Origin of the sequence: Brevibacillus sp. FIR094 (genome assembly GCF_050477165.1) — a bacterium.
Classification (GTDB): Bacteria; Bacillota; Bacilli; order Brevibacillales; family Brevibacillaceae; genus Brevibacillus.
In genome coordinates this window covers 182,955-200,778 of record NZ_JBEAES010000007.1, presented here as the reverse complement: position 1 = coordinate 200,778, position 17,824 = coordinate 182,955, and the positions used below count along the sequence as shown (strand labels likewise).

20 protein-coding genes are annotated in these 17,824 nt (G+C 46.5%); 12 read left to right on the top strand and 8 right to left on the bottom strand.

The window, feature by feature from the left end; genetic code table 11:
* Window positions 1-6 precede the first annotated feature (6 nt).
* Window positions 7-936 (top strand): sugar phosphate isomerase/epimerase, encoded by a 930-nt coding sequence (locus ACQ5DJ_RS08050; RefSeq protein WP_429841979.1) that lies wholly within the window; start codon window positions 7-9, stop codon window positions 934-936.
* On the opposite strand, the gene ACQ5DJ_RS08045 is transcribed toward ACQ5DJ_RS08050, so the two are convergent.
* The 3 genes from ACQ5DJ_RS08045 to ACQ5DJ_RS08035 all read right to left on the bottom strand — a co-directional run bounded on the left by ACQ5DJ_RS08045 (window position 903) and on the right by ACQ5DJ_RS08035 (window position 3,126).
* Window positions 903-1,847, bottom strand: a complete 945-nt coding sequence (locus ACQ5DJ_RS08045; protein ID WP_429841978.1) for a hypothetical protein — start codon at window positions 1,845-1,847, stop codon at window positions 903-905. The two genes, ACQ5DJ_RS08050 and ACQ5DJ_RS08045, sit on opposite strands and share 34 nt — an antisense overlap.
* A gap of 20 nt (window positions 1,848-1,867) precedes the next feature.
* Window positions 1,868-2,923 carry a DUF2515 family protein gene (locus tag ACQ5DJ_RS08040; protein WP_429841977.1) on the bottom strand — a complete coding sequence of 352 codons (1,056 nt, stop codon included), beginning with the start codon at window positions 2,921-2,923 and terminating at the stop codon, window positions 1,868-1,870.
* Window positions 2,924-2,985: 62 nt separating this feature from the next.
* Window positions 2,986-3,126, bottom strand: a complete 141-nt coding sequence (locus ACQ5DJ_RS08035) for a hypothetical protein (protein WP_007718846.1) — start codon at window positions 3,124-3,126, stop codon at window positions 2,986-2,988.
* A gap of 103 nt (window positions 3,127-3,229) precedes the next feature.
* On the opposite strand from ACQ5DJ_RS08035, the gene ACQ5DJ_RS08030 reads away from it, so the two are divergent.
* Window positions 3,230-3,538, top strand: coding sequence for an iron-sulfur cluster biosynthesis family protein (locus tag ACQ5DJ_RS08030; RefSeq protein ID WP_429841976.1), 309 nt, complete (start codon window positions 3,230-3,232; stop codon window positions 3,536-3,538).
* On the opposite strand, the gene ACQ5DJ_RS08025 is transcribed toward ACQ5DJ_RS08030, so the two are convergent.
* The gene (locus ACQ5DJ_RS08025; protein ID WP_429841975.1) at window positions 3,539-3,988 is read right to left on the bottom strand and encodes a DUF441 domain-containing protein; all 450 of its coding nucleotides are present in this window, start codon (window positions 3,986-3,988) and stop codon (window positions 3,539-3,541) included.
* 163 nt (window positions 3,989-4,151) lie between these two features.
* Window positions 4,152-4,463: a YfhH family protein gene (locus ACQ5DJ_RS08020; RefSeq protein WP_048033314.1), complete on the bottom strand. Its 312-nt coding sequence runs from the start codon at window positions 4,461-4,463 to the stop codon at window positions 4,152-4,154.
* Between the two features lie 102 nt (window positions 4,464-4,565).
* Here ACQ5DJ_RS08020 and ACQ5DJ_RS08015 point away from each other — a divergent pair, with 102 nt between their 5' ends.
* Window positions 4,566-5,330: an SDR family NAD(P)-dependent oxidoreductase gene (locus ACQ5DJ_RS08015; protein WP_429841974.1), complete on the top strand. Its 765-nt coding sequence runs from the start codon at window positions 4,566-4,568 to the stop codon at window positions 5,328-5,330.
* Between the two features lie 309 nt (window positions 5,331-5,639).
* Here the strand turns inward: ACQ5DJ_RS08015 and ACQ5DJ_RS08010 are convergent, their stop codons facing one another.
* On the bottom strand, window positions 5,640-6,263 hold the full coding sequence (locus tag ACQ5DJ_RS08010; protein ID WP_429841973.1) for a cell wall hydrolase: 624 nt from the start codon (window positions 6,261-6,263) through the stop codon (window positions 5,640-5,642).
* 226 nt (window positions 6,264-6,489) lie between these two features.
* The gene (locus ACQ5DJ_RS08005) at window positions 6,490-7,185 is read right to left on the bottom strand and encodes a peptidylprolyl isomerase (RefSeq protein ID WP_429841972.1); all 696 of its coding nucleotides are present in this window, start codon (window positions 7,183-7,185) and stop codon (window positions 6,490-6,492) included.
* A gap of 126 nt (window positions 7,186-7,311) precedes the next feature.
* Between ACQ5DJ_RS08005 and ACQ5DJ_RS08000 the strand changes: the two genes are divergently transcribed.
* The 8 genes from ACQ5DJ_RS08000 (at window position 7,312) to ACQ5DJ_RS07965 (ending at window position 14,907) form a co-directional block, all read left to right on the top strand.
* Window positions 7,312-8,469: a trans-sulfuration enzyme family protein gene (locus ACQ5DJ_RS08000; RefSeq protein WP_429841971.1), complete on the top strand. Its 1,158-nt coding sequence runs from the start codon at window positions 7,312-7,314 to the stop codon at window positions 8,467-8,469.
* A gap of 137 nt (window positions 8,470-8,606) precedes the next feature.
* Window positions 8,607-9,161: an RNA polymerase sigma factor gene (locus ACQ5DJ_RS07995; RefSeq protein WP_017249140.1), complete on the top strand. Its 555-nt coding sequence runs from the start codon at window positions 8,607-8,609 to the stop codon at window positions 9,159-9,161.
* Window positions 9,158-10,234: a TolB family protein gene (locus tag ACQ5DJ_RS07990; RefSeq protein WP_429841970.1), complete on the top strand. Its 1,077-nt coding sequence runs from the start codon at window positions 9,158-9,160 to the stop codon at window positions 10,232-10,234. The genes ACQ5DJ_RS07995 and ACQ5DJ_RS07990 overlap by 4 nt, the downstream gene beginning before the upstream one ends.
* 14 nt (window positions 10,235-10,248) lie before the next feature.
* A complete protein-coding gene (locus ACQ5DJ_RS07985) occupies window positions 10,249-12,477 on the top strand; it encodes a hypothetical protein (RefSeq protein WP_429841969.1) in 2,229 nt (742 codons plus the stop codon).
* Window positions 12,471-13,403 (top strand): ABC transporter ATP-binding protein, encoded by a 933-nt coding sequence (locus ACQ5DJ_RS07980; RefSeq protein WP_429841968.1) that lies wholly within the window; start codon window positions 12,471-12,473, stop codon window positions 13,401-13,403. Before ACQ5DJ_RS07985 ends, ACQ5DJ_RS07980 begins: the two co-directional genes overlap by 7 nt.
* Window positions 13,400-14,266 (top strand): ABC transporter permease, encoded by an 867-nt coding sequence (locus tag ACQ5DJ_RS07975; RefSeq protein WP_429841967.1) that lies wholly within the window; start codon window positions 13,400-13,402, stop codon window positions 14,264-14,266. The genes ACQ5DJ_RS07980 and ACQ5DJ_RS07975 overlap by 4 nt, the downstream gene beginning before the upstream one ends.
* Window positions 14,256-14,468 carry a hypothetical protein gene (locus tag ACQ5DJ_RS07970; RefSeq protein ID WP_429841966.1) on the top strand — a complete coding sequence of 71 codons (213 nt, stop codon included), beginning with the start codon at window positions 14,256-14,258 and terminating at the stop codon, window positions 14,466-14,468. Before ACQ5DJ_RS07975 ends, ACQ5DJ_RS07970 begins: the two co-directional genes overlap by 11 nt.
* Window positions 14,469-14,607: 139 nt before the next feature.
* A complete protein-coding gene (locus ACQ5DJ_RS07965) occupies window positions 14,608-14,907 on the top strand; it encodes a DUF1292 domain-containing protein (protein ID WP_007718819.1) in 300 nt (99 codons plus the stop codon).
* Between the two features lie 68 nt (window positions 14,908-14,975).
* Here the strand turns inward: ACQ5DJ_RS07965 and ACQ5DJ_RS07960 are convergent, their stop codons facing one another.
* Entirely contained in the window at window positions 14,976-15,353 is a 378-nt protein-coding gene (locus tag ACQ5DJ_RS07960; protein WP_429842019.1) for a general stress protein, read from the bottom strand.
* A 385-nt stretch (window positions 15,354-15,738) separates the two neighbouring features.
* On the opposite strand from ACQ5DJ_RS07960, the gene ACQ5DJ_RS07955 reads away from it, so the two are divergent.
* The gene (locus tag ACQ5DJ_RS07955; RefSeq protein WP_429841965.1) at window positions 15,739-17,823 is read left to right on the top strand and encodes a DNA gyrase/topoisomerase IV subunit B; all 2,085 of its coding nucleotides are present in this window, start codon (window positions 15,739-15,741) and stop codon (window positions 17,821-17,823) included.
* Window position 17,824: the final 1 nt, after the last annotated feature.

Here is a 17,824-nt window from a genome sequence, read left to right as displayed (position 1 = left end):
CCTCGAATGAAAAATTTCATGATTGGTCAATATGGAGGATTTGATCAAGCAAAATACGCACGAGATTTTAAGGAGGGCTTTTACGGAATAGAGGCATGCTTGTTTGATTCGGAGGAGGATATCCAACTATTACAGCGTGAATCTCAAGCAAAAGGTTTTGCGATCGGTGTTCATTTTCCGTTGCGTGCAGATCAATCCGAGCTACGGGATGCTCTATTCATGGATGCTGATGATCAGACAAGAACCGAGGCATTCGAAACAATTAAAAGGGAATTGGCGTATATGTCATTCATTCAGCCAACCTATGTCTTATTCCATTATCCGAAGCCTGTCATCTTGGATGATCGCGTCGACTGGAGTGTATGGCGATTTCATGATTCGCGAGACTATGTATGGGAGCATGCCTATACGGAAGCAGAGTTTCAATATCATAGTGAACAGCTGTTTGCGTGGTTGACTGAGAAAGGTAAGGAGTTTCGCTTCACACCTGTCCTTGAATTCGATGCACTCAACCGATATGTGTATGAGACAGAATTTTTAGAGCACTTGCTACAGAAGTATCCAACGATCAAGCTCTGTCTCGATACCGGCCGATTATTCCTGCAAGAAAAAATCGACCCGTTTTTCAATGCCCGTCAAGTCATCCAAAAGTACACGAAATATGCGTGGAGCATTCATTTGAAAAGTATGAAGGTGACTGCTGATACGGTCGGGTTCGTTCACTATCCGGTTCTTCCCGAATGCAAACCGGATGAAGGATGGGCTCCGATCGAGGATTACCTGACGATCATCCGGAAGGAAAATCCGCACGTAAAGATCGTGTTCGAGCATCGTTCTGACCAAGTAACAGACGAACAACTCGAGCGTTGCTATTGTTGGGTGAAGCAACTCCTATCTGAGCCTCATGAGTCTACTTCTAGCAACAACTCAATATAGCGTCCGGCGTCTTGAATCAGCCAGTACGGGTACCTGGGACCGTGTATGTACAAGTCTGTTGCGGTCACGAGCATCGTCTTCACCCGTGTTTTATCACCCATCAACTGCGCGCATACGCCCATCGTCATCCACGGATATAAATCACCGGTCTGAAACGTATCAAAATGTGGAAATGCGTCCGTGATCCTTTGGTAGAGCAGTGAGGCTGTGTTGGTATCTGTCATGCTGTATACAATGGGAAAAGCTTGCGAGGTGACGTCCGGGTACCATTTTCGCCAGCCAGGGTACGTGCGATCATACATTGCATACGACTTGCGAATCCGACTGTACATGCCACTGATGCCGAGCTCACAGGCTTTGGCACGTGCAGCTGCTTCCTCGGCAGCGTCCACATTTCCGATCAACGAAAATAAATACGAAGCATCTGCCAGCCCCTTGGCCACCTCACAATTGTCCATCAAATATTTGACCCGATACGAATGCTTCGCCCAGGTCAGCCCGTCTTTTTGTTGAAGACGGGCAACTGCTTGGAGAAGGGACATGAGTTTCGCGTGGTTGAGATGCAGCCAGTCCATACGTCCCGTTGCTCGTATCCATTCTGCAAGCAGGCTGAAATAAGTGGTGTGATAGCTATCTTCGCTATCATTTGTGCCGGTATCGATTTCTTTTCCGTATTCAAGTCGAAAATCATTGATATAGCCGTCCGCATTCAGGTTCCGCAAATACCAATCGAGATGTCCGCGAACGGCCTCTGCCTCCTTCATGCGGATGAGGGAAATAATTCCGAGGTTAGTGAAGTACGGATTGATTTGATCACGTTTGGGGCCAAGGCGAAAGGTACCGCTCGGCAATTGGCAGGATAGCAAAAAACTTGTTTGATTCAACGCCATTTCTTGCATCCATTTTTCCATGAGGCTGACCTCCTTCCAAGCTACGTGATTGCTGAGACGAGTTTGACTCCGTATTCGATCCAATGCAAGGAACGCACATAAGAATCACTGTCAATAGAAGGCAGTAAAGCAGGTTCTTTCACGGCCTTGTACCATTTTTCATCTCGAAACCAATCTACCCCATCTGCCGGATCGTGTCCATAATCTGCCCATGCATCTTGAAGACGTGGGCTATAAATCTTCGGACTTCCTTCTAGCAACTCATGTCCATCCAATCGCAGCTGATACTCAACCTCTGCGGTGAGCGGAGTATGAAGAGGTGTAAACAAATGCGGCCAATAATCCGCTCGTGAACCTGTATGAGGGATACGAGAACAATAGGAGAGCATTTTCTCAAAACGAAAGCGATCCCCAAACAATAGCTGATACAACGTCTTTCCGACCTGAATGCGGTACAGGACATCGGGAAAATGATGGACATTCAATCCGATCAAGCTAAGTTGGCGATCAGTTGGATGCGCTTTATAAGGAATGAGCACTTGATTCATCGAGAGAGCAGATTGGGCGACGAAAGCAAACGAAGCGAAAATACGATTCAGTGTAAACGGCTTCTGTACGACACGTTGTTCGATATATTGCTGTTCATTGACGATGAGTGCATGTGTAATGCGCGCACTGTCTTTAGATGCGAGGAACTCTTGCCAATACGATTGCATAAAGACTGAGACACCAAGTGGCGCCAAAAGCTTTGTTAAATCTCTCCCCGTTCGTTTCATCTCCGCATACAGTAGTAATTGCGGATAGGCATCGTGAAAAATCAGCCAGTTACATCTTTCCAAAAACCAAAAAAAGGGCTCGATTGCTTGTGCATCCATGATAAGCGGTAGCCATTCTCCTTTTAAATCGGTCATGTTCCACCCGCCATTTCGTGAGACCAGATGGGCCAATAACGCCCAGTGAACCTCTTGGTGTTCGAGATAAAAGGTGAGGTATGCTTGTGTGCGGGTGACATTGTTGCGATTGGCTTTGGTTGTTGCTTGTCTGATTTTAGCAACCAGGTGCTGCTCGTCAATTGTCGTTACTGTTTTGTATGTCATGGATAGCTCCTTGTGGTTTCGGGATTGAAAAAAGCAGGTCCAGTTGGCGACCCGCTTTTCATTCAACCAATCATTTCTAGTACCAGAAGCCGAACGAGTAGTTTTTCCTTGGCTTCCTCCCACGTATTCGCAAAAATGACAACGTGCTCCGATTGGAACTCCGTTTCAGCGACAAAAATCCCATCTTGCTCGTAGATGTTCATAGATGATCGTCCTTTCAGCTGCCTTTCAAGCATTGTATGCTATCATGGAAGAGATGATGCATTCAGCATATTGGAAAATCATGAGAAAGGTGGCACCAAGAACATGATCGTGAAAGTAACAAAAGAGGCAGCAGAACGCATGAGCAGTACAGACAAGCCCATTCGGATCAACGGTGAGCTAGTCGGTGGCTGCGGGATGAATGTAGAGTATGCGTTGTGGTGGGATACCCAAGGTCCAGAGGATGAAGTCTACCAAGTCGATTCTTTGACGTTTCTGGTAGATCGCGAAACGATCGCCTATATCGGGTCTGATATGCTTACGATTGATTATCGTGCGCAGCAAGGCTTTCGCATGGTTACACCACAGCAAATTTTGGCTTATGGCCTTCAGTTGAAAGAGCGCTGGAGCTAATCACTTCGGGAGAAATTGCAAAATAAAGGCGAGAATACCTGCTGCAATTAAAGGACCGACTGCAACACCGCGGAAAAAAGTGACACCTGCGATCGTACCGAGTAGCAAGCCTGTAACGATCAAAGGGTTTTGCGTCATCAAAACCGTTCCTTTTCCAGCCAGATAAGCGACAAACATACCGACGGCAACCGCAAGTAACGAATGCCAATTCGTAAAAATTTCAAGGATAGAGGACGGACTAATTTTGCCGCTAGCAAGCGGAGTCATAATTCCCACAGTCAGAACGATGATCCCGAGCTGTAGCCCATACTGTTCGAGGAGCGGGAAAAATCGATCCAGCGACAGGAGTCTCATGAGAAGAAGGAGAGCAACAGCAATGGACACAGTTGCGTTGTTTCCAATGACACCGAGTGCTACAAGGATTAAGAGAATGATACTAATCCAGTCCATATGTATTGGTCGCTCCCTTTCGTTTTTGTTAGTATATCCAAGAGAAAGCAGCTTGTGCCGGATGGACGCATTTGGTTCTGGAGGCTCGGTGAGAAGCCAAAGATTTGGTTAGCGAAATAAAAAATAGACCTCATTGAATTGAGGTCTAACAAGCTACTTTCCATTAATCAAACCATAGTTCCAGCATTCCTACTGGAAAACCTGTCTGTTCGTCCGAATCTGGGAAACGTCCCCAAGCAAATACTCCGTTGAAATAATCAATTGTAAACGGCTGATCGTAATCAGGCACGCTGTATTTGCTCCCGATTCGGAACTCACCCGTTCCTAAATAGTACGATTTCGCCATAAAGTACTTTTGTGTAATAATCGCAAGCTGTGAGTGATCACCAAGCTTCTTTTTCTCTTTCGCTTCGACGTGCAGGCGCTCCATTTCCTCCTGCAGCTCGGCGAGTGTCATTTGGCTGTACAAACGCAACGGACTGCCCCCTTTCCATACAGGTATATTGTAGCAAAAGACAAGGGAAAAGGCGATGGATGCAGAATCCTCTAAGGAAACGAAAGGGGAGTCGTTTCGAAAATGACACGTTTTGATTTGAATGGAAAGAAAGCAATCATAACAGGTGCTGGAAGAGGAATTGGGAAGGCACTAGCGTTGGGAATCGCAGAAGCAGGTGCGGAAGTTGCGGTAGTCTCGCGAACAGCTTCCGATTTGCAAGAAGTGGTATCGGAGATTGAGGCAAAAGGCGGAGTGGCTTTTCCTATTGAGGCTGACTTGACTGTGTCTGATGCAGCGGACCGTGTTGTGAAGCAAGTAGTCGAAGGGCTAGGGGGTGTTCATATCCTGATCAACAATGCAGGAATGAATATCCGCAAAAAAGCTCATGAGGTAACAGAAGAAGAGTGGGACAGAGTAATCGATTTGAATTTGAAAGCAGCATTTTTCATGAGTCAAGCTGCTGGCAAAGTCATGTGCGAGCAGCGCTATGGCAGAATCGTCAATATCGCTTCGGTCGCAGGTGTAGTAGCACTTCGCACGGGTGTCGCGTATGGTGCCAGTAAAGCAGGGCTTATCCAGATGACGCGAGTGCTGGCATTAGAATGGAGCAAGTTTGGCGTCAACGTAAATGCGATCGCGCCGTGGTATTTCCGTACACCACTAACGGAGAGCTTGCTTAGCGACGAAACGTTCGTCCAAGAGGTGTTGCAGCGAACGCCGAGTGGCCGAATCGGGGATGTTGAGGATTTGGTAGGACCAGCGATTTTCTTGTCCTCTGATGCAGCTTCATACATATCGGGGCAAACAATTTCGGTTGATGGCGGTATGTCTATATACGGCTTCTAATAAAAAAAGGGGCATTCCCAGTTGGGAATGCCTAATTATTGGGGGCGATTGAGAAAAAGAACGACTGATTGTTCTATGACTGGTTTGCTCTCACCCAAAACAGTCAATCAATCAAAGCTATTAGCATAGGCATACTCAGATTGAATAATCGATCTAAACATGCTTACGTTAAAAAGTCATCCTAAGAAGATAATCGAACTTTTTCTCAATGCGTTGAAAAAGTGCTTACACCTACAACATAGCAAGCAAAAGTAAAACATCAATAAAATAAAAATAAAGTATTATTAAATGTTCTCTGTAAGTAGCCCGTTAACGAGCAAAACGATGGTTACCGATCTCAACCGTTACAGGACGTGACCAAATCCACTTGGATGTAGCTGTATCCGGATTGAAAAAGTACACGGAACCATTGCTCGGATCCTTTCCATTCACCGCGTCCTGGACCGCTTTTCTCGTACTTTCATTTGATTTATGTGTCAAATTGCCGTCGTGGACAGGCGAAAACGCATTGGGAGCATAAATAACCTCCCGGACCGTATTTGGAAATTCATCTGAAGCAACCCGATTCAATACAACGGCAGCAATCGCTACCTGTCCTTCATACGGTTCTCCCCGGCCTTCCGCATACACTAACCGGGCGAGCAGTTCCATATCCCTCTGTGAAACCTTCACTTTTCCATTGCGAACCACTTTTGGGCGACTATCACGACTAACCTGCACAGACTCGCGTTTTACTACTGTAGCAGATGTGGTTGATTTCTTTTCCTTCTTTGAAACTTGTTCCGATGGCGCCTGTGCACTACCGAGAACAGGGAGGATCTGTACTGGCTGTGGTGCCATTGCACTTGTCGGTGTGACAAATAAGCATAACAGCATTAAGCCAAAACTGTTCAAAAAGAAGAAAAAGCGCGTTGGCGCTTCTCGTGTCAACATGGTGTGAACCACTCCTTTTCGCTTTTTGCGTTTTGATTGCGGAAGCGAATCAGGTCTTTTGCAAGTCTAGCGGTCTTGTCGGAATGGTTCAAGAGGGAATTGGTTCCATAGAACTATTTACAATATCGAGCGATTTGTGAAAGTGTTTTCATGAACGGATGTTTCCTCAAAAAAAAGCCACTTTCCCGTTGAGAAAGTGGCTTTCGTGTGCAGTTTGAGGCTGCTCTTATTTTTCCGTAATGGTAATGGATTTAATGGTAATCGTTTGCTCAGGAACACTTGGTTCACCCGTTTGTGGGTTTTTCTTGACTTTTGTTCCGGCAATTTTTTGAACGATATCCATGCCACCCGTAACTTTCCCGAAAATCGTGTAGTTCGGAGAGTTGTCCAATCCTGTCACGTCAGGTCCGGTACCAATGAAGAATTGGCTACCATTCGTGTTTTTACCAGAATTCGCCATAGCAACCACGCCTGGTTCATATTTATGGCCATTTTTCAATTCGTCTTCAAAGGTGTAACCAGGACCACCCATGCCACTACCCAATGGATCGCCTGTTTGAATCATGAAGTCTTTCATAACGCGGTGGAACGTGATGCCATCGTAGAACTTGTCCTTTGCAAGGAAAACAAAGTTATTGACTGCAATCGGGGCATCTTTTTCAAACAGATCGATCGTAATGTCTCCCATAGAAGTAGAGATTTTGGCTTGATAGTCTTTTGCTTTGTCAATCTGCATAGCCGGAGCCTTCTCGTATTTCTTCTCTCCGGTTGGACCCGGTGGGTTAGCTGGCTCTTTGGATGCTGGTTTCTCTGCTGGCGTAGTAGGCTGATTAGGAGCAGCTTCATTGCTTCCTGTAGAACAACCCGTAACCAAGGCGATTGCCGTCAGACATGTGAACAGAGTTGTCATCAATTTTCTCATCTTATGCACCTTCCTTTGTTTCATACTGTTGGGTGGTTCGGTTTCGAATTATAACACAAAACGTCGAGCATTTGCCAATCCGCTAGTTTCCTTTCCAATCTCGCATGGTATGATTGGGAGAAAAGGGTGATCGATGTGGCAGAGCGATTTGAGACCAAGACGGTACATATTGGACATGACCCTTTGCGGGGAGTAAAGAGCAAATCTACACCGATCTATCAAACCTCCGTTTTTGCCTTTGAAGGCTTGGAAGAAGTAGAACAGTACTACGTCGGCGAGGGAGAATATTTGTACACCCGAAATGGCAATCCCAACCAAGCGGAACTGGCTCGTGCAATCGCTGTTTTAGAAGGCGAAGAAGCAGGTGTCAGTGCTGCCTCCGGTATGGGCGCGATCATGGCGGGTTTACTTGCCGTTCTTTCTCCTGGGGATCACGTGCTGGCTTCCCATGAAATTTATGGTGGTACCTACGCTCTACTGCATAAGGAGCTGTCGCGATTTGGGATAGAGCTCGAGTGTATCCAGCTTGGTCAAATGACAAAGCTTGCTGATCATGTTCGCCCAACTACGCGCCTGTTTTTCTTGGAGACGATCACCAATCCGTTATTGACAGTTGTGGATTTGCCTTACTGGATCAAGGAAGCAAAAAGTCTTGGATTAACCGTCATGGTGGATAATACGTTTGCGACGCCATATTTGGTACAACCCATTTCATTCGGAGCAGATCTCGTGGTACATAGTGGAACCAAATACATAGGTGGACATAGCGATGTGACGTCAGGTGTTCTGGTTGGATCACAGGCGACAATCAAGCGTGCCACAGAAATCGTAGCGAACTACGGTGCATCGCTCAGTCCTTTTGAGGCCTGGCTGACATCACGTGGTTTGAAAACATTGGCAGTGAGAATGGAGCGTCAATGCGATAATGCCAGCCAGATCGCTGCGTTTCTTCGTGAGCACCCTGCAGTTGGACAAGTGTATTACCCATGTCCTACGGATACCTTCTTTTTTTCACGGCAAAAACAGGGGGCAATGGTATCCTTTGTTCTGGCAGATGAGACGAAGATCTACGACTTTTACCGGACACTTGACTGGATCAAGTTGGCTCCGTCCCTTGCAGGTGTGGAGACGAGTGTATCTCATCCTGTTACGACGTCCCACCGTGCTTTTTCTGAAGAGCAGCGCAAGGAAACGGGAATCACGATGGGACTGGTACGGTTATCGGTCGGAATCGAGGCCGTTCAAGACATTCAGTTAGCATTAGATGCCGCATTAGGGAAATAATTCAAAAAACTTTGCCACATTATGAAACTTTCTTCCTAAGAAATACGTAATACTTAGTTAGAGTAGTCTCAGGATGTAGTGGAGAAAGTCCATTCTGAGAGCATGCTTAAGTCTGGAAGAAACCGAGGAAAACGCAAATGGGAATGGCTATGAAGCAACCGTCGGGGCCATCATCCGGAGATTATTATGAATCTCGTCCATTTACGGAACTGTATGACGAATATTTTGATCGCGTCAACCGGTATTTACGATGCCGGGTTCAAAGTACGTGGGATGCCGATGATTTGACCACCGTGGTCTTTTTAAAAGCGCTAGAAAAATTCGAGCAATATAGCAGAACAAGTCCTTTCGCATCATGGATTTTTCGTATTGCTCACAATACATATGTGGATTTTATGCGGAAAAACAGGGAGCTACCGGTTGACCAGGAAGATTTTCTAGGAGCAGAACCGGACGACACATGGCAGCCAGAACGGCAGGCGCTGACGAATGAAGAGGTTCGTCTGCTTCGTGATCGTCTGGACTTGTTGTCTCAGGATCAACGAGACGTGTTGATGCTCCGGTACTTTGCTGACCTCAAAATCAGTCAGGTAGCTGAGGTGCTCGGCAAAACAGAATCGAGTATCAAAATGATTTCTTATCGCGGATTACAAAAACTTCAGAAGATGTATGAGAGGGGGGACTCCGAATGAGAGAAGAGGAGAAGCACCCCCAGGATCATCAATCGGATGATCAGACCGTAACCCAACTCCTAGCCCATTTGAAGCAGATGCGCGGCTCGGTTCCTGTCAATTATCAGTTAAAAACAGACCTCAAAAAACAATTGCTCCAGAAAATGAGAGAACACGAAGCCAAGCAGGCAAAAGTTCCAAATGCCGCACCCCAAAAATGGGGGAGGTTGGTTTGGAGCGGAATCGCTGCTACTGCTCTCGCCCTTGCCATAGGCGGTTTTGTGTGGTGGAACAATACCTCTCTTGCCGTTCGAGAGAATGAAATGCTTAAGCTGCCAGCACAAACAACTGTGGAGCTTGTTGATATTGATCGGAAAGCCACTCAGCTAGCATACATCAATAACAATGCAGAACTGAAAACCATTCCTATCGATAAAGAATTAAAGCCAGTCACGATCAAGCTGCCGCCAACCGAAGGAAAATACACCGGGGTAGCGTGGTCTAATTCTGGAAAGCAAATCGCAGTCGTCGAGCAGGATAAAAAATTATCGCGGATATGGATTGTGGAGATGCCAACGACTTACAGCATGGGAAGCAGCCGATTGCTGAAGGAAGAAGAAGGGGTATTATACTCTTCACCAAGCTGGTCTGAACATGATGATTCGCTTGCTTTTACTCGCTCTAAAAATGGCGTCGAAGAAATTTGGGTGAGCAGCACAGTATCGTTCCAAGAATGGAAGCTTGTAGAAGGCGCTCAGCCTAAATGGTCACCAGATGGAAGCTTGCTTGCCTTTAATAAAGCCGGTGAAGTACAGCTGATGGAAATGCGGACAGGGAAAGTTACCTCGCTTGCAGTGGGACAGTGGGCATCGTGGAGCTCTGATACGAGATTAACCTATACACACCCAAATGGAACGCTGATGGAAGTAAACGTGAGTGAAGAGCCTTTTGTGACACGCGAGCTACCATTGCGAAACCAGTCATCTGAAGAGCTGATCAAAGGCAACTGGGCAAACAAAGGTAAGCACTTACTGCTTATCTCCCGCCATGATCAGCTGCAACAACTGGTTATCTCTTTGGCGTCACGAAAATGAGCGGAGGAACAAGCATGAGATGGAAATGGGTGTTAATCTTTGTCATCACATGGCTTAGCTTTTCGATACGCCCAGCTATGGCAGAGAGCAACGTAGACATACAATTCGAAATACCATTAAGTGGTATCGTCAAATATGAATCATGGATGAGACTAAACGTTAAGGTAACCAGCCAAGAACAAGATTTCACAGGGGCTGTAGAGTTATCGCAGCGACAAGTCAAAAAAAATAATGAATTTAAGCTTCGGCGTCCAATCAAGCTTGAGCAAGGAAAGAGTACAACCGTGTATTTCGATATGCCTTCCCAAATATTGCTCGATGATTGGTACGTCCAGGTGACGCAAAACGGTCAAGTTATCAAAAGCGAAAAGCTGCGTATCCCTTACCCAACAGACGGGCGCACCATTGGGGTGATCAGCGAAGAGGGCAGTGCGTTTCATTTCCTTGCCCTCAATCAATCACAATCCAAAAGGAATCGCCCCTTGTCTGTTCAAAATCTCACGGAACAAATGTTGCCTGACCAATCGTGGATTTACGAAAACATAGACATGTTAGCCCTGGCAGGCAATAGTGGTTCCACGATTAATGATCAACAGATGGCAGCGATCAAGGAGTGGATCCAGCTTGGAGGGATCGTGGTTGTTTCCGCAGGTCCCAATCAAGATGGGATGATCCAGCGGTTCGCTGATATTCTTCCTGTGGAAGCCGGAAAAGCTGGTAATATAGAGCTACAGCAAGCATTAAGTGAGTATGACATTGCGAAAGTCGCACCAAATGGCAGTATCGGTGTATACAACCGAGACTTGCCCTTGTTTGTGTCAAAATCGTACGGAAGAGGGCTGCTGCTATTTGTCAACTATGATGTGACAGCAGAGCCGTTGGCATCGTGGCAGTTTAATGCACAACTGTGGCAGAATGCAATGATCCAGCATGGCGCCAAGAAGATTTTTGAAGAGAAGCTTTATATGGATCAAATGACACGGCCTTTTCTTGACTTGAGCAAGAAGATTCCTGAAGTACAGACTCCGCCACCGTTCTGGATGGTGGCGTTGTGGGGCGGATATGTAATTGTACTGGCACCATTGACATACTTCATTCTGAAAAGAATGAGGAAACCTGAATGGGCGTGGGGAGTCATCCCGGTTGGAGGAATTTTCTTGACCGTCGCTATATTCGCGGTTGGAAAGCCTGCAGTTGTGAAGACGAGTACCAGCTACGCCGTAACCAAGATCGATATATTAGATGAGTCTCTGGCTCATGTTCGTTCAGCCACAACGTTCTTGGGGGTGGATCAAAACGAATACGATGTTCAACTTGAACCTTCGATCGTTGCACTGCCCTTGACAGTCGGGCGAAATGATTATCGACCAGAGGGGCTAATGGATGGCGATGAGGTTCTCTCTTTCCGCAACCTCCCCTATTTGACACCGAAACAGGCAATCGGTATCGGGGTAAAGCACGACATGGGGGCTTTTGATGCTTCCTTGCGAATTAATGAGAATCGTCTGCAAGGGAACGTGAAAAACAATACGGAGTTTGCTTACGATCAGACTTATATTGAAATTGGTTTTCAGCGAATTCCGCTTGGGCCATTGAAAAAGGGAGAAGAAAAGCAGATTGACAGTGTGCTTGAGCCCTTGTTTATGCCAAGAAAACCACAAGCAACAAACGAATTGCAAACGATGGAAGAACGAATCAAAGAAATGCAGGAAAGAGTTATTGAGTATGAAGAGGGGAATCAGGTAAGTATCATCGGCACAACGACAGAGCCTCTTCCTCTGATGACAATGCAGGTGCCTCACCAAGCGCATTACTGGAATGTCATTCAGCAGCCTATTCAATTCCAGCCGAATGAACAAGGTTTGGTGACTTGTCCTTATGGCCTGCTTGATGCCGAAATGTATGAAATGACAGGGGACTTCGACAGTACCGGATATATTTGGCAGCTTGGGAAGGGCAGTATTACGTTTGAATTACGTACAGATAAAGCGGCGCTCAATATAAAGCGAATAATGGTACCGCTGAATCACAGCTCATTTAAGCCTTTCCGGATCGAATACTTCCACCAAAAGAGTGGTAGGTGGATACCTGTTGAGCGCGGGAGGAGACTTGTTCTCGATAATGAACTCCAGCAAATATTAACGCCAAATCAAACATTATTGCTTCGTTTTTCCCACAATGGAACGTCGCGATTAGCTCTACCAGAGCCAATTTTCCAGGTAGAGGGGGTGCGGAAATGGTAATCGAAACCGTTCATTTAGGAAAAAGATACGGCAATTTGCAAGCGTTGACGGATTTGAACCTTTCCATCGAGCCAGGAAAGGTGTTCGGTTTCATTGGTCCAAATGGCGCCGGAAAATCTACCACGATGCTTATCTTGTCTACCCTTCTGGAACAGAGTGAAGGGGAAGCATTTGTCTGTGGCTACAATGTTCGAAAAGATCCTGCAAGTGTTCGCCAGTCTGTTGGCTATATGCCCGATTTTTTTGGGGTATATGACAATTTAACAGCGGTGGAGTATTTGGAGTTTTATGCCGGAGCATACAAAATTCCTGCCTCCAAAAGACGGGCACTCGTCAGTGATCTTTTGGAACTAGTGAATTTGTCTCACAAAGCAGACGCTTTCGTCGATTCTTTGTCTCGAGGTATGCAACAGCGCCTGGGGTTAGCACGTTGTCTCGTACATGATCCGGCCGTGCTTATTTTGGATGAACCTGCATCAGGACTGGACCCGCGAGCCCGTATCGAATTGCGCGAAATTATGAAGCAACTACGCGAAATGGGCAAGTCGATCATTATTAGCTCCCATGTTTTGCCGGAGCTAGCCGAGCTGTGTGATGATATTGGTGTCATCGAAAAAGGCAGATTAATTGCGTACGGTTCTGTGCATGAGGTCAGCAATCGGGACACAGGACAAAGCCGGATGCAACTAAGAGCCCTGCGGAATTTGGACAAAGCGGGACTTCTATTAGCGAGCTCACCGTATGTACATCAATTGACAGACTATATGGGAGGCTTTCGCTTCTACTTTCAAGGGACGGAGCAACAAAAAGCTGATTTGCTACAAGAACTGCTGGATGAGCAGGTCGCAGTCGTCTACTATGGCGATTCCAAGAAAGATTTAGAAGATGTCTTCTTGGCGATTACGGAAGGAGTCGGTATGGAGTGAGCGACTTCTTGTTCAATCCTCTTTTGGTAAAAGAAATGCGGGAGAGATTCCGCTCGAGAAAGACCATGCTCATTTTAGTGGTTTACTTGTTTGTCATGGGGGGAATACCGATGGGCTTTTTGCTCATGGACCCCTTAAAGGCCGAATCGTTAGGGGATAACCGGGATTTGTTTCTGATATCTGCGGGGATACACTATGCGATGGTTTGCTTTGTGGCACCTGCTCTGACTGCTGGAGCGATTAGTGGAGAGAGAGAACGCCAGACCTTGCATATTTTGTTGACGACTCAGCTGTCGACGCGCACGATTATTTTGAGCAAGCTGATTACGTCTTTGGCGTTCTCCACACTGCTCTTGGTTGCCTCGATGCCTTTGTACAGTATCGTGATGCTGTACGGAAGCGTCTCCCCGGAACAAATGGCCCAGCTCGTCCTTTTTCTCGCGGTGAATATGTTTTTTCTCGGGTCGTTGGGGTTGTTCTGCTCCACCTGGATTAAACGAACGTCGATCTCGACGGTCACCACATACGGCATTGCCTTCTTTTTTGTGGTAGGCACTGGATTGCTGTTCTTTTTCATCGGTGAGTCTTTGCAACAGACGTATCCGGAACGGTACGTCAATTCAGATGTTTGGAGTATGTATGAGCTACAGATGCTGGCAGGGACGAACCCTATCATCGTTTTGTTCGATATTTTAGGCGAGTCATTCGATCAATCCGATGACATCACTTTTGCACCGTGGTTGTTCTTCTCATGTGTGTACGTGGTTCTTTCCTTTGTGCTCGTCATCTGGAGCGCTTATTTGTTAAAACCAATCCGCCGAAAATGGTGGAGTTGGAAGAAACGACCTGTTCGTGTACAATGAAAAAGGTGCATGGGAAAAGGGAGGTTTTTTTGTGAGCGAACAAGATGTACAGATCATTGATTTTGAAGAACTACTTCGTGCGATTGAGAGTCGTCTGGCATCTGCAGGGATGTATGTCAAACGCGAAGCGATCGTGACTATTCTTCAGGCAGAAGAAGCATTTTTGCTTGAAAAAGGTGTTCTTCAAGAGTATAGTGAGTAATCAGTTAACAACCTGCCTCAAGTGGTAGGTTGTTTTTTATGGACAGGGAAGGCATAAAGTCATTCGCCTGTTTGCTTCTCCCGGAAAAAAACGGTATGATGGAACAGAGTACGAATATCAGCATAAGGACGTGAACACATTGACAGAAGAGAACAAAGACCTCGAATTGGGCGATATCATTACATTGGACGATGAAAATGGTGAACCGTTGGGGGATTTCGAAGTATTGGCTATGTTCGACCTGAACGGTAAAGAATATATTGCCTTGGCTGAAGCTGTGGAAGATGAAGAAAGCGAAGAAGATGAAGAAGTGGATATCTTCGTATTCCAAGTAGACGGCGGCGAAATGGTACCATTGGAAGAGGACGAGGAGAGCACTGTTTACGCGAAGCTGAACGAAGTGCTGGAAGGCATCGAACTCATTAAAGAAGACAAGTAATTCCCGTATGAATGAAACAAGCCACTGCTGGCGTTAGAACCCAAGCAGTGGCTTTTTCTTGCGGTCGATCAGTCATTCAATTTAATAATGTTATCCTTAAGGTCTCGTACAACGAGAAGGCATGTATAGTCCGTATCTTGCAGTTCCCGAACCAATGCCGAGCACTCGTCTTTGGTAAGACCGAGCTTTTCGAGACGGGTACGGAGTTCTTTACCGCCATTGTCAAAGAAATGCGCCATGCTGTCAATGTGACCGACGGCACTTTCAAAGTGGGTACTGTATTTATAAAAATTGTTTCGTTGATTTGAGTGATTTTTATCAGGATTCCATTTCAAAACCCAGATGTCATCACTGTTGTATCCGGCAGAATTTAAGGCATGAACGTCAGAAGCTAGCTCAGCATCATACTTATGGAATTTGACAAACGGCTTGGTAGCACTGATCAAAAGTATTCCCCCCTTTTTGGCCTCAGGAATCGATGCCTTACTAGGATGCCCAAAGCCAAAGCGCGGATGAATGGAAATACCTGAGGCATATTTTCCTTGATAGGAGCAGGATTTACGCTTGTGAGGGAAGAAATAGAGAAAGGGAAACAGATGTTTTGGTTTTTCGTTTTGACCAATCTTCACCATTAGTGCTACACTAATTAATGGAATATGCATGTCAAGTACAGAACGAAATGAGAAACGAGGAATACTGAGAAGAATCGGCCATCTCGCTAGGGGCGAGGTGGCTTTTTTGCCCCATTTTGCTACTGGCGTTGAATACTATGGGAACCATACGGTACAATAGCGATTAAGTGTTCGCTTTTATTAGGAAAACGTTCCTCTCATGGGGATTGAATCATCTCGGCGTTTTTCAAAAAAGGTGATTACGACGCTAGCCATCAGTAAAAAAGGCATGATCGTTTTTCTACGTGTCCGAAGAGTAGAGGGGAGAGCGCGATTGAAGGAAACAGAAACACAGCAAACACTAACGTATACAGAAGAAGATATTCAGGTCTTAGAAGGCTTGATTGCCGTTCGAAAGCGGCCTGGAATGTACATAGGCTCCACGGGCTCGCGTGGCCTGCATCATCTGCTGTGGGAAATTGTAGATAACGCCAAAGACGAGGCGCTTGCCGGCGTTAACGATAGCATCATCGTCACTTTGTACAAGGATGGCAGTGTCAGTGTAGAAGACCATGGACGCGGAATTCCAACGGGTATGCACAAAACTGGCCGACCTGTACCAGAGGTTATTTTTACGACGCTCCATGCCGGTGGTAAATTCGGTGGTGGCGGATATAAAAAAAGTGGTGGCTTGCACGGGGTAGGCTCCAGTGTCGTTGTCGCCTTGTCCAAATGGCTTGAGGTCGAAATCCACCGGGAAGGCAAAATTCATAAGCAACGCTTTGAATATGTGGTGGATGCAAATGGAAATGAGCATGTCGGTAAACCGGTTACCGGTCTAGAAATCACAGGGAACACCAAGCGTACAGGAACAACGGTACGTTTTCTGCCGGATGACGCGGTGTTTGGCAATGCTCGCTTTGACTATGAGACGATTCGTGATCGTTTTCGTGAGACGGCATTCCTTCTGAAAAAGCTGCGCATGGTTTTGATTGACGAGCGTGGACCTGAAAAGAAACGGGAAGAGTTTTACTTCGAAGATGGCTTGAAATCATACGTTTCTTACTTGAACGAGGGGAAAAATACGCTCCAACCGATCGTTTACTTCGAAGGGGAAAAGGACAATATCTACGTCGAGCTGGCTTTTCAGTACAATGACGGCTATGCAGAGACACTGGTGTCCTATGTCAACTCGATTGTTACAACGGACGGCGGAACTCATGTCACGGGCTTCCGCAATGGTACGACCCGGATCTTTAACGAATTTGCCCGGAAAAAAGGGTACTTGAAAGAAAAAGACCCGAACTTGACTGGAAACGATTTGCGGGAAGGTTTCCTCGGTGTATTGTCATTGCAAATGGCTGACGTCCAGTTTGAGTCCCAAACAAAAGACAAGCTGGGGAACGAAGAAGCACGGGCAATCGTAGAACAGATTGTTTCCGAAAAGCTAGGCTTCTTCCTCGAGGAAAATCCGGAAATAGGCAAGCTGCTGATTGACAAGGCATTGCGTTCTGCTGAGATTCGCGAAGAGCTACGCAAACAACGCGAAGCACTGCGCGGCGACAAGAAAGGCAAAACCGCGAAAAAGCGCAAATCGATTTCGGAAAAGTTTACTCCACCACAGTACAGAGACTCCAAGCGCAATGAGCTCTTCCTCGTCGAGGGGGATTCCGCGGGTGGCTCTGCAAAACAGGCCCGGAATTCAGAGTTCCAAGCCTTGTTCAGCCTGCGCGGTAAGCCATTGAACACGGAAAAAGCAAAGCTTTCCGAGGTATTGGCGAATGAAGAGTTCCGCACGATTCTAGAGGTGCTTGAAACCGATATTGGCGAAGAGTTTTCCATCGAAAACTGTGCATTTGACAAGGTCATCATCATGTCTGACGCGGACGTTGACGGCTCGCACATTCAAACGCTGCTCTTGACCTTCTTCTTCCGCTACATGCGCCCGATGATTGCAGCTGGTCACTTATATATTGCCCAACCGCCTTTGTATCAGGTGAAAAAGCAGAGCAAGGGCAAGCAGACTGAGGCGATCTACTGTTGGAACGATCACGAGCTGGAACAGGCATTGAAAAAGACTGGACGCGGTGCTGAAGTGCAGCGTTACAAAGGTTTGGGTGAGATGAACGCCGATCAGCTCTGGGAAACAACCATGGACCCTGAGACGCGCAAGCTCATTAAGGTTGAACTGGAAGACCTCGCTCACTGTGAGAAGCTGGTAACCGTTTTGATGGGTGACAAAGTCCCGCCACGGCGTGAGTGGATCGAGAACCACGTCACCTTTGAAGTGGGGGAGGATGAATAAG